Here is a 10,875-nt window from a genome sequence, read left to right on the forward strand (position 1 = left end):
ACCGAGCAGAAGTCCGGCGGAAGCTCGGTCCTGGCCAACAGCGCGGTGATGGCCGCGGGGACGCTCTTCTCCCGGGCGAGCGGGTTCATCCGCTCCGCACTCCTGGTCGCCGCCCTGGGCTCCGGTCTGCACGCCGACGTCTTCACCATCGCCAACACCGTCCCCAACATGCTCTACATCCTGTTGGCCGGCGGTGTCTTCAACGCGGTGCTCGTGCCGCAGCTGGTGAAGGCGCAGAAGAACGACGAGGACGGCGGGGCGGCCTACACCGACCGGATCATCACCCTGGCCGGGCTCTTCCTCGGCGTGGTCACGATCCTCCTGGTGCTCGGGGCGCCGCTGCTGATGCGCCTCTACCTCGGCGGCGACTGGTACTCCGCCGATCACGAGGCCCAGCTCGAGTCGACCATCGACTTCGCCCGCTGGTGCCTGCCCCAGGTCTTCTTCTACGGGATGTTCGTGCTGGTCGGGCAGGTGCTCAACGCCCGCGGCAGCTTCGGCCCGATGATGTGGGCACCGATCGCCAACAACATCATCGCGATCTCGACCCTGGTGGTCTATCTGGTCGTCTTCGGGCCGTCCGACGTCGGTGGCTTCACCGTCGGCCAGGAGACTCTCCTGGGCCTGGGTTCGACTCTCGGCATCGCGCTCCAGTTCCTGTTGCTCCTGCCGGTGCTGCGCAAGGCCGGCGTCCGCTTCCGGCCGCGCTTCGACTTCCGCGGTGCGGGCCTGTCCCAGACCGGGCGGCTGGCGATGTGGACGGTTCTCTTCGTGATCGTCAACCAGGTGGCGTACACGATCGTGACCCGGCTCGCCTCGACCGGCTCCGCCGGCGGCGGCACCGGTTACACGGTCTACTCCAACAGCTTCCTGGTCACCCAGGTGCCCCACTCGATCATCACCGTCTCGCTGGCGACGGCGATCCTGCCGCTCCTCTCCAGCCACGGCGTCGCCGGAGAGCTGCCCGAGCTGGGACGTACGCTGTCGCGCCAGCTCCGCAACGCCCTCGCCATCGTGATCCCGATCGCCGCGCTGCTGCCGGTGCTCTCCGAGGACATCGCGCACATCCTGTTCGGCTACGGCGCCGGCGCGGACGCGTTCCGCGACTACGCCCCGACGCTGTCGGTCTTCGCGGCCGGGCTGGTCTTCTTCACGATCCACTACCTGCTGCTGCGCGGCTTCTACTCGCTGGAGCAGAACCGCACCGTCTTCTTCATCCAGTGCGCGGTCGCCTCCACCAACATCGTCGCCGCGGTGCTGCTGACCCGGGCCCTCTCGGCGGAATACACCGCACCCGCCCTGGCCGGCGCCTACTCGCTGTCCTACCTGGTCGGCTCCGTCGTCTCGTACGTCGTGCTCAAACGCACCCTCGGCGACCTCGACGGTCGCGGGCTGCTCGGTTTCCTCGCGCGCCTGGTCATGATCACGCTCGTCGCGGCCGCCGCCGCGTGGCTGCTGCGCACCGGGCTGGGCGTCATCAACGACGAGCCGACGATGGTGCTGGCCTTGATCGGTGCCGCTATCGTCGGGTCGCTGCATCTCGGCATGCTGCTCCTCGGGGCGCAGGCTGCCCAGGTCAAGGAGCTGACGACGATGGTCCAACAGGTCGCACGTCGCCTGCGCCGCTGACCATCGAATCCTGGTGGTCGAGCCTGTCGGGACCATCCGAGGACTCGACAGGTAGAGATCTCGACCAACGTCACGGCTCCGCATTGTCTGGCAAGGTCTGAAAGAATGGGGCTCGATATGGAGTTCACGCAATCAGGCGACGTCCTCGCCGGCAGATACCAGCTGACGGATCTGCTGACCGAGTCGCGCGAGGGACGCTTCTGGCGCGCCCAGGACGCGGTGCTCGGGCGCCCGGTTGCCGTGCACGTTCTCGACGCCCGCGACGAGCGGGCGCCGCGCCTGATGGCCGCGGCCCGCAACTCCGCCGCGATCGGCGACCCGCGGATGCTGCGCGTCCTCGACGCCGCCCAGACCGACCAGGTCGCGTACGTCGTCAACGAATGGGGAGCCGGCAGCTCGCTCGAGCACGCGCTGGCCGCCGGTGGACCGCTGCCGCCGCAGCAGGCCGCCTGGATAGCCTCCGAGGTGGCCGACCTGCTGGTCCTGGCCCACGAACAGGGTCACGCCCATGGCCGCCTCAACCCCGAGGCCGTGCTCCTGGACGACCTCGGTGCCGTACGCGTCATCGGCTTCGGTGTCGACGCCGCGCTGCACGGGATCGACCCCGACACCCGCGACTCCCAGCGACGCGACCGCGTCGACGCCGTCGGGGTGCTCTACGCCGCCCTGACCGGCAAATGGGCCGGCGAGACCCTGTCCTCGATGCCGCCGGCTCCGCGTGACCACGGCCAGGTGCTGCGTCCCCGGCAGGTGCGCGCCGGTGTGCCGCGCCCGCTCGACGACCTGTGCGACCGGGTCCTCGGCAGCGGTGCCGCCATGGCTCCGCTGAGCGCCGCCGAGCTGCACTCCACGCTCGCCGGCTTCTCCGGTGAGCCGGCCGCTCCGGTCAACCGGCCCTCCTCGGTCGACGAGGACACCCAGGCGATGGCTCCGCCGCCGAAGATGGAGCCGACCGAGGCCCCCGCGGGTGCGAACGCCATCGGAGTCGCGCCGGATGTCGTACGCCCCCAGCGCCAGCGGCCCTCGTCGCCGCCCCCCATGCAGGACCCGACCCCGTCCAAGCCGCTCTTCGCGGACGAGACCCCGGGTTACACGCCGGCTCCGCGTACTGCCCGGCCCCAGCCGGCCGCCCGCCGTCCGGTGGCGCCCGACGCCTCCTACAACGGCTGGCAGGGTGGTGCCTGGACCGGCGCCAACGTACCTATCGCCGAGGAGCCCGACTACAACCGCAAGCCCGGCGGCAGCTGGCTCCGCGTCGCGATGGGCGTCGCGCTCGTGGTGATGGTCCTCATCGCCGGCACGATCGCCTGGAACCTCGTCAACGGCGACCCCAAGACGAGCACCGAGAACCCCAGCGCCGGCAACAACGGCGGCGACAACACCGCGGCCGCCAAGCCGGCCCCCATCAAGGGCATCACCGCCAAGGACCTCGACCCCCACGGCGACCCGCCCACCGAGACCCCCGACCTCGTCGATCTTGTCGTTGACGGCGACGCGAACGGCCTGGCGTGGCGTACGCAGCGATACAACGACCAGATCGGTGACCGGCCGCGCTCGCTGAAGCCCGGCATCGGCCTCGTGCTCAACCTCAAGGACGAGTACGCCGTGGATTCCTTGAAGTTCAACATGATCGGTGAGCCGACCGACATCGAGGTCTATGTCGGTGATTCCCCGTGGACCGATGACCCGAGTGGCGCCCCCGCCGCCAAGGGCAGTGTCGGCACCAATGGCGAAATCAAGCTCGACGACGCTCCCGAAGGCAGTTACGCACTCGTCTGGATGACCGGTCTGCCTCAGGTTGACGGCGGCTACCGGACCGAGGTCAAGGAAGTCCAGGTCCTCGGCACCCCCGTCTCCTGACGACACGTCACCCCCGTCGGCCGAGGCGAGTGACGCCTCGGCGTTCAGGGGCCTGGAATGTTCGTCGCCTACGATCTGTTGTGCAGTTCGCCAGCCACACCTGAGGAGCCACAAAGATGCCGACCCCGTCGTCCCCGACAGACCCCCGCAACGTGATCGTCGTGGGCTCCGGCCCCGCGGGTTACACCGCAGCGGTCTACAGCGCCCGCGCCGGGCTGGAGCCGCTCGTCTTCGAGGGGTCGGTGACCGCGGGTGGTGCCCTGATGAACACCACCGACGTGGAGAACTTCCCCGGTTTCCGTGACGGCATCATGGGTCCGGAGCTGATGGACAACATGCGCGCCCAGGCCGAGCGCTTCGGTGCCGAGCTCGAGCCCGACGACGTCATCGAGATGGACCTCACCGGAGCGGTGAAGGTCATCAAGACCGCCACCGACACCCACTACGCGAAGTCCGTCATCCTGGCGACCGGCTCGGGCTACAAGAAGCTCGACCTGCCACGCGAGGACGAGCTCTCCGGCAAGGGCGTCTCCTGGTGTGCGACCTGCGACGGCTTCTTCTTCCGGCAGAAGCCGATCGTGGTCGTCGGCGGCGGTGACTCCGCGCTGGAGGAGGCCCTCTTCCTGACCCGCTTCGGCTCCTCGGTCACCCTGCTCGTACGCCGCGACGAGCTGCGCGCCTCCAAGATCATGCAGGAGCGCGCCTTCGCCGACCCGAAGCTCGAGATCGCCTGGAACTCGGTGGTCGAGTCGATCAACGGCGAGCTCTCGGTCGAGAGCGTGACCGTCAAGGACACCAAGACCGGCGACCTGCGCGACCTGGAGTGCAACGGCCTGTTCATCGCGATCGGCCACATCCCGCGCTCCGAGCTGCTCACCGGCCAGGTCGACCTCGACGACGACGGCTACGTCCTGACCAAGGAAGACACCACGGCCACCAACATCGAGGGCGTCTTCGCCTCCGGTGACCTGGTCGACCACGTCTACCGCCAGGCGATCACCGCTGCCGGCACCGGCTGCCAGGCCGCGCTCGACGCCGAGAAGTATCTCGCCCACCGGGCCCACACCGACGCGGCTGCCGTCGCGGTCTGATCGATGCCTTTACTGTGGTGGTCTCGACAGGCTCGACCACCAGAGCCGGGAATGTGCGACATAGGCCCGGCGTTCTGACCACAGACCTCCCCAACACCGTCCCTACTGAGAAGGAACCCATCGTGGCTGACAACATCTCCGCCGTGACCGACGCCGAGTTCGACTCGACGGTCCTGAAGTCCGAAAAGCCCGTGCTGGTCGACTTCTGGGCCGAGTGGTGCGGCCCGTGCCGCCAGGTCACCCCGATTCTCGAGGAGCTCGCCGGCGAGCACGGTGACAAGGTCACCTTCACCAAGATGAACGTCGACGAGAACCCGGTCACCCCCTCCAACTACCGCGTGACCGGCATCCCGACCATCAACGTCTACCAGGGCGGCGAGGTCGTGAAGTCCATCGTCGGCGCCAAGCCGAAGGCTGCGCTCCTCAAGGAGCTGCAGGAGTTCATCGGCTGACCTCCGCTGTCGTACGTTGGCCCGTCACCTGGTTGGTGGCGGGCCTTCGTCATTTGGTGCGTGGTCAGGTCGTGGTCTCGACAGGCTCGACCACCGGGGGTGCTGTGGTCTCGACAGGCTCGACCACCAGGGGTGCTGTGGTCTCGACAGGCTCGACCACCAGGGGTGCTGTGGGCTCGACAGGCTCGACCACCGTTTCACGGGAAACCTTCACTCGGCGTCGCGGTGAAGCTCGGATGACGCCGGGGAGGGGTGGCTGCGGGGGCGTACGACGTCCCGCAGCCGCTCCCACGCCTGCTCGAAGTCGTCGATCCAGGTGACCGTCTGCTTCAGGTCCATCCGCATCCGCGGGACGGTGGGGTGCTCGCGGAAGGTCTTGAAGCCGACCCGGCCCAGGAAGTCGGCGGGGGCGGCACAACGCCGTCCGTGGATGCCGCTCAGCGGCCCGACGTCCCCGAAGGCCTCGATCGCGCGGAACTGACCACGTTGCACCAGGTCACGCGCCATCCCCTGCACCAGCATCCGGCCGATCCCGCCGCCGGCCCGACGCGGGTCGATCCACACCGTGGTCATCAGGACGGCGTCGGCGGAGACCGGGCCGGAGGGGAACGATGCCACCCGCGGGACGAAGACCGGTGGTGCGTAGAGCACGAAGCCCGCCGGCGTACCGTCGATCACGGCCACCCGCCCACACGACCCCCACTCGCGGAGCACCTCGGAGATCCATGCCTCCTTCACTCCGATCGCCTGCGAGGAGTCGACACGGCGGTGGCCGACAGGATCGCGCTCCCAGAACAGGCAGGCGCGGCACGGCGCCGGGACCTCGGCGAAGAGGTCCAGCGTCAGCGGGAGGATGCGGCGTGCCACGTCTCACCTCTGATCCTTGGTTAAGACTCTTTCACCAGCGTATGCGATCCTTCATGATGGTGACACCATGACTGATCTTCCCCAGCGCGCAACATCATCCCGACTCGATCCGTACGCGGATCGCTATGCCGCGCGCACCGCGGGCATGACGGTCTCGGAGGTCCGGGCACTCTTCGCCGTGGCCGCGCGCCCGGAGGTCGTCTCGCTCGCTGGTGGCATGCCCAACATCTCCAGCCTGCCGTTGGACGTGGTCGGTGACTCGCTCAACGAGCTGATCCTGACCCAGGGCGCGACCGCGCTGCAGTACGGCGGCGGTCAGGGCGACCCGGCGCTGCGGGAGCAGATCTGCGACGTCATGCGCCTGGAGGGCATCGAGGCCCACCCCGACGACGTCGTCGTCACCGTCGGCTCCCAGCAGGCCGTCGACCTGGTCACCCGGGTCTTCTGCGACCCCGGCGACGTGGTGATCTGTGAGGCCCCCTCGTACGTCGGGGCTCTCGGCGTCTTCAAGGGTTATCAGTGCGACGTGGTGCATGCCGAGGTCGACGCCAGCGGCCTGGTCCCGAGCGCGCTGGAGCAGGCGATCGTCTCGACCAAGGCCTCGGGTCGCAAGGTGAAGTTCCTCTACACGATCCCCAACTTCCAGAACCCCACCGGCGTCACCATGACCGTCGAGCGCCGCAGCGAGATCCTCGAGATCTGCCGACGGCACGACATCCTGGTGCTGGAGGACAACCCGTACGGCCTCCTCGGCTTCGATGACGAGCCTCGCCCGGCGATGCGCGCCCAGGATCCCGGCGTCATCTACCTCGGCTCCTTCTCCAAGACGTTCTCCCCCGGCCTTCGCGTCGGCTGGGCGCTGGCGCCCTCCGCGATCCGGGAGAAGCTGGTCCTCGCGCAAGAGTCCGCCACGCTCTGCCCGCCGCCGTTCAACCAGATGGCGGTCTCGGCCTACCTCTCCAACCACGACTGGCAGGGCCAGATCAAGCAGATGCGGGAGATGTACCGCGAGCGCCGCGACGCGATGCTCGACGCTCTCGAGGCCTACATGCCGGCCGCCTGCACCTGGACCAAGCCCGACGGCGGCTTCTTCGTCTGGTTGACGCTCCCGGCGGGCATCGACACCAAGGCGATGCTCCCACGTGCGGTCACCGCCCGCGTCGCGTTCGTCCCCGGCACCGGCTTCTTCGCCGACGGCTTCGGGGCATCCTCGATGCGGATCTCCTACTGCTATCCCACCCCGGAGCGGATCCGAGAAGGCGTACGTCGCCTGGCGGGTGTCATCGAGGCCGAGATGGAGCTCCTGGAGACCTTCGGTGCCACCGGCCCGATCCCCGGACTCCCCATCCGCGGCGCTGAGCACCCCTCCACGAACACGCAGTAGCAACCCTCCCGGTCGTCGGGACTGTCGAGACGGCTCAGAGGTCATCTCGACAGGTTCGATGACCGAAGCCCCGGTGGTCGAGCTTGTCGAGACCACCAACCCGACCGGAGAGTCATCTCGACAAGCTCGATGACCGGGTGGCGCTCGATGACCGAACGCCCCGGTGGTCGAGCCTGTCGAGACCACCACCCAACGGGAGGGTCATCTCGACAAGCTCGATGACCGGATGGCGCTCGATGACCTCGATGACCTCGATGACCGGATCTAGGTATTTGTCGACAAAGAGCTTTAGCGCTTAATGCCTAAATGGACCCGTTCGTGTCCGAGGACATCAGGTCGACGATCCGGCGCAGGTCGTCGAGGGTCGCGAACTCGACGGTGATCTTGCCCTTGGAGCGGCCCAGATCGACCTTGACGCGGGTGTCGAAGCGATCCGAGAGTCGGTCGGAGATCTCCTTGAGCCCGGGCGCGCTCGGTTTCGGGCGGGTGACCCGCGGCGTGGCGAACGCGTCCCCGTCAGGATCGCCCAGCGCGACGATCTCCTCCAGGCCTCGCACCGAGATGCCCTCGGCGACGACCTTCTGGGCCAGCTTGTCCTGCTGTGCCTCGCCGTCGACCGCGAGCAGCGCGCGAGCATGGCCCGCTGAGAGTACGCCGGCGGCCACCCTGCGCTGGACCGAAGGAGAGAGCTTCAGCAGCCGGATCGTGTTGGAGATCTGCGGTCGGGACCGACCGATGCGCTGAGCGAGCTCGTCGTGCGTGCACTCGAAGTCACTGAGGAGCTGCTGGTAGGCGGCCGCCTCTTCGAGGGGATTCAGCTGCGAACGGTGCAGGTTCTCCAGGAGCGCGTCCCGGAGCATGTCGGTGTCGTCGGTCTCGCGGACGATCGCCGGGATCACATCGAGGCCGGCCTGCTGGGTCGCACGCCAACGGCGCTCACCCATGACCAGCTCGTAGGACTCCGCGGCCGTCTTCCGGACGACGATGGGCTGCAGAAGCCCGATCTCACCGATGGAATGGACGAGTTCGGCCATCGCCTCCTCGTCGAAGACCTGACGAGGCTGAACCTGGTTGGGATGAATCTGCTTGACCGGCAGCTCGGCGAAATATGCCCCGGCAACGGGCGCCAGATCCGAATTCTCGATCTGGCGGCCTTCCGATGGGTCGGTGGACCCAGGGTCCACGGATGGGCCAGAAGTCTCCCCAGCGGAAAGGTCCGAATGACGGACGTCCGGCTGGACAGAAACGCCTGTCGCCGAGCCATTTCCGGCACTTGCTGGAGCGGTCGGGATCAGTGATCCCAGACCCCGTCCGAGACCACGTTTTGGCGGCTGCTTACTCATCTTTCGTGTCCCCCATGTCGGTTCTGTGCTGCTTGTTGGTGGTCTCGACAAGCTCGACCACCGGCTCGACCACCGGCTCGACCACTGGCTCGATGGCCGGCTCGATGGCCGTCATTGCTGGCCCTGTTTGGCGAGCTCCTTGGCCGCCTCGAGGTAGCTCAGCGCACCCGGCGAACCGGGGTCGTACGTCATCACCGTCTGGCCGAACGAGGGCGCTTCGGAGACGCGCACGGCGCGGGGGATGAAGGTGCGCATGACGGTGTCACCGAAGTGCTCGCGCACCTCGTCCGCGACCTGCGAGGCGAGGCGGGTCCGGGCGTCGTACATCGTGATCAGCATCGACGAGACCGTCAGTGTCGGGTTCAGCGCCGCTCGCACCATCTCGACGGTCCGCAGGAGCTGACCCAGACCCTCCAGCGCGTAGTACTCCGCCTGGATCGGGATCATCACCTCGGTGCTCGCCACCAGTGCGTTGACCGTCAGCAGACCCAGGGACGGCGGGCAGTCGATGAGGACGTAGTCCCACCGGTCCGGGCCGTCACCCACACGAGGCGACCCGGCGAGCGCTGTCTTCAGGCGCTGCTCGCGGCCTTCCTCCTCGACGAGCTCGACCTCGGCACCGGCCAGATCGATGGTCGCGGGGACGAGCTCGAGACCATCGAGCTTCGGGACGGGCACGACGACGTCATCGATGGCGGCACCCTCGACCAGCACCTCGTACGTCCCGGGTGTGCCCTGGAAGTGGTCGACGTCGAACGCGGTGCAGGCGTTGCCCTGCGGGTCGAGATCGATGACCAGAACCTTCTGGCCGAGCTGGGCCAGGGCCGCGGCCATGTTCACCGTCGAGGTGGTCTTGCCGACGCCGCCCTTCTGGTTCGCCGAGACGATCACGCGCGTGCTGGCCGGCCGGGGCAGCGGCGGCCGATTGCTCGCGGCGCCACGTGCCAGGAGCGTGTGCTCCGCCGCTGCCGCCAGAGGTGTCGCCTCCGCCGTGAAGTCGTTCTCGAACGATGCGATGTCGCCGGCCGTACGGAGCCGGATCGACACCGGCTCGTCGGTTTCACGTGAAACAGCGCCCGGGGCGCTCTCGTCGTCGTACGGCATCTTCCCTCATCTTCAGTCATCGGTGGTCGAGCCTGTCGAGCGGTGTATCGAGGTTGTCGAGATGACCACCACCCACGTACGGCCGATGATCGATCTTGTCGAGATCACCTCTGCGTGCGGAGATGTCGTGGTCATCTCGACAAGCTCGATACACCGCTCGACTAGCTCGACCACCGGATCGACTTGGTCTTGAGAAGCTCGACCGCCTCAGCGGCGTCGCTTCTTTTTTCGAGGCCCGTCCTTGGACCTCTTGTGGCCGCCCTTCGGGACCGGCGGCCAATCTACCCGTGCGGGATCGGACCAAACCACCCGAACCGCGACAGTTGTTGTCTCCAAAACGCCAACACCGAGCTCCGAGACGCTCGGGGGAGCACATCCCCACTTCTCGAGCGCCGGACCGGCCTCGTCGATCTCCGCCTCGATGCTCGACCCCTTCATCGCCACGAGCGCGCCCGTCGGGGCCACGAGCGGCATCGACCAGTCGAGCAGCTTGCCGAGCCCGGCGACCGCACGGGAGGTGACCACGTCAAACGCCAGCTCTCCGTGGAAGGCGTCGGCCCTCCCCCGCAGCACCGCGACGTTCTCGAGCCCGAGATCCTCGGCGACCTCCTCGAGAAAGGTCGTACGCCGCAGCAGCGGCTCGATCAGAGTGATCCGCAGATCCGGGCGAGCGATCGCGAGCACGAGCCCGGGGAGCCCGGCACCTGACCCGATGTCCGCCATCGTCACTCCCTCGGGGATCACCTCCCCCAGCACCGCGCAGTTGAGGATGTGCCGATCCCACAGACGCGGCACCTCCCTCGGCCCGATCAGACCGCGCACGACTCCCGCGTCAGCCAGCCAAGCGGCGTACCTCTCCGCGAGCTCCAACCGCTCCGCCGGGAACACCTTCGCCGCCCGGGGGTCGAGCTTGCCGAGATGACCGCCCAACTCCTCACGCTCCTCGCTCACACCCAGGTGGTCGAGCCTGTCGAGACCACCAGCATCCCCATCTTCCTCGCTCACCCTCCGACTGTTTCACGTGAAACAGAGAACCAGGAACTCGGTGGCCGAACCCTCCGGTGGTCGAGCCCTCCGGTGGTCGAGCCCCTCCGGTGGTCGAGCTTGTCGAGACCACCCCACCCGCCGAACCAGTGGTCTCGACA

The 10,875-nt window shown here is 67.9% G+C and carries 12 protein-coding genes; 5 read left to right on the plus strand and 7 right to left on the minus strand.

The annotated features are described in order from the left end of the window. From murJ to trxA, 4 genes are all read left to right on the plus strand, one after another. Positions 1-1,629, plus strand: a 1,629-nt coding sequence (gene murJ, locus ACRDPS_RS04760; protein ID WP_431500479.1) for a murein biosynthesis integral membrane protein MurJ, incomplete at its 5' end; no start/stop codon positions are given. A gap of 105 nt (positions 1,630-1,734) precedes the next feature. Then, the gene (locus ACRDPS_RS04765) at positions 1,735-3,489 is read left to right on the plus strand and encodes a hypothetical protein (protein WP_431500480.1); all 1,755 of its coding nucleotides are present in this window, start codon (positions 1,735-1,737) and stop codon (positions 3,487-3,489) included. Between the two features lie 116 nt (positions 3,490-3,605). Beyond that, on the plus strand, positions 3,606-4,580 hold the full coding sequence (trxB, locus tag ACRDPS_RS04770; RefSeq protein WP_431500481.1) for a thioredoxin-disulfide reductase: 975 nt from the start codon (positions 3,606-3,608) through the stop codon (positions 4,578-4,580). A 122-nt stretch (positions 4,581-4,702) separates the two neighbouring features. Further along, positions 4,703-5,032: a thioredoxin gene (gene trxA, locus ACRDPS_RS04775; RefSeq protein WP_431500482.1), complete on the plus strand. Its 330-nt coding sequence runs from the start codon at positions 4,703-4,705 to the stop codon at positions 5,030-5,032. A gap of 64 nt (positions 5,033-5,096) precedes the next feature. Here trxA and ACRDPS_RS04780 read toward each other — a convergent pair whose 3' ends face one another. Further along, positions 5,097-5,225: a hypothetical protein gene (locus ACRDPS_RS04780; RefSeq protein WP_431500483.1), complete on the minus strand. Its 129-nt coding sequence runs from the start codon at positions 5,223-5,225 to the stop codon at positions 5,097-5,099. Between the two features lie 17 nt (positions 5,226-5,242). Then, entirely contained in the window at positions 5,243-5,899 is a 657-nt protein-coding gene (locus ACRDPS_RS04785; protein WP_431500484.1) for a GNAT family N-acetyltransferase, read from the minus strand. A gap of 67 nt (positions 5,900-5,966) precedes the next feature. Here ACRDPS_RS04785 and ACRDPS_RS04790 point away from each other — a divergent pair, with 67 nt between their 5' ends. After that, positions 5,967-7,283: a PLP-dependent aminotransferase family protein gene (locus ACRDPS_RS04790; RefSeq protein ID WP_431500485.1), complete on the plus strand. Its 1,317-nt coding sequence runs from the start codon at positions 5,967-5,969 to the stop codon at positions 7,281-7,283. Positions 7,284-7,585: 302 nt separating this feature from the next. On the opposite strand, the gene ACRDPS_RS04795 is transcribed toward ACRDPS_RS04790, so the two are convergent. From ACRDPS_RS04795 to rsmG, 5 genes are all read right to left on the minus strand, one after another. Next, entirely contained in the window at positions 7,586-8,626 is a 1,041-nt protein-coding gene (locus ACRDPS_RS04795; RefSeq protein ID WP_431500486.1) for a ParB/RepB/Spo0J family partition protein, read from the minus strand. After that, on the minus strand, positions 8,619-8,741 hold the full coding sequence (locus ACRDPS_RS04800; RefSeq protein WP_431500487.1) for a hypothetical protein: 123 nt from the start codon (positions 8,739-8,741) through the stop codon (positions 8,619-8,621). The genes ACRDPS_RS04795 and ACRDPS_RS04800 overlap by 8 nt, the downstream gene beginning before the upstream one ends. Next, a complete protein-coding gene (locus tag ACRDPS_RS04805) occupies positions 8,738-9,730 on the minus strand; it encodes a ParA family protein (RefSeq protein ID WP_431500488.1) in 993 nt (330 codons plus the stop codon). The genes ACRDPS_RS04800 and ACRDPS_RS04805 overlap by 4 nt, the downstream gene beginning before the upstream one ends. 12 nt (positions 9,731-9,742) lie before the next feature. Further along, entirely contained in the window at positions 9,743-9,865 is a 123-nt protein-coding gene (locus ACRDPS_RS04810; RefSeq protein WP_431500489.1) for a hypothetical protein, read from the minus strand. Positions 9,866-9,937: 72 nt separating this feature from the next. Then, complete coding sequence (rsmG, locus tag ACRDPS_RS04815) at positions 9,938-10,735, minus strand: 16S rRNA (guanine(527)-N(7))-methyltransferase RsmG (RefSeq protein WP_431500490.1); 798 nt, start codon at positions 10,733-10,735, stop codon at positions 9,938-9,940. Positions 10,736-10,875 lie beyond the last annotated feature (140 nt).

It is taken from the genome of Nocardioides sp., from assembly GCF_050699375.1.
GTDB lineage: Bacteria > Actinomycetota > Actinomycetes > Propionibacteriales > Nocardioidaceae > Nocardioides.

Bases quoted from the DNA above. Each gene is read 5' to 3' on its own strand.
- ACRDPS_RS04765 (WP_431500480.1), top strand. From the start codon at position 1,735: ATGGGGCTCGATATGGAGTTCACGCAATCAGGCGACGTCCTCGCCGGC.
- trxB (WP_431500481.1), top strand. From the start codon at position 3,606: ATGCCGACCCCGTCGTCCCCGACAGACCCCCGCAACGTGATCGTCGTG.
- ACRDPS_RS04790 (WP_431500485.1), top strand. From the start codon at position 5,967: ATGACTGATCTTCCCCAGCGCGCAACATCATCCCGACTCGATCCGTAC.
- ACRDPS_RS04795 (WP_431500486.1), bottom strand. From the start codon at position 8,626: ATGAGTAAGCAGCCGCCAAAACGTGGTCTCGGACGGGGTCTGGGATCA.
- ACRDPS_RS04800 (WP_431500487.1), bottom strand. From the start codon at position 8,741: ATGACGGCCATCGAGCCGGCCATCGAGCCAGTGGTCGAGCCGGTGGTC.
- ACRDPS_RS04805 (WP_431500488.1), bottom strand. From the start codon at position 9,730: ATGCCGTACGACGACGAGAGCGCCCCGGGCGCTGTTTCACGTGAAACC.
- ACRDPS_RS04810 (WP_431500489.1), bottom strand. From the start codon at position 9,865: ATGACCACGACATCTCCGCACGCAGAGGTGATCTCGACAAGATCGATC.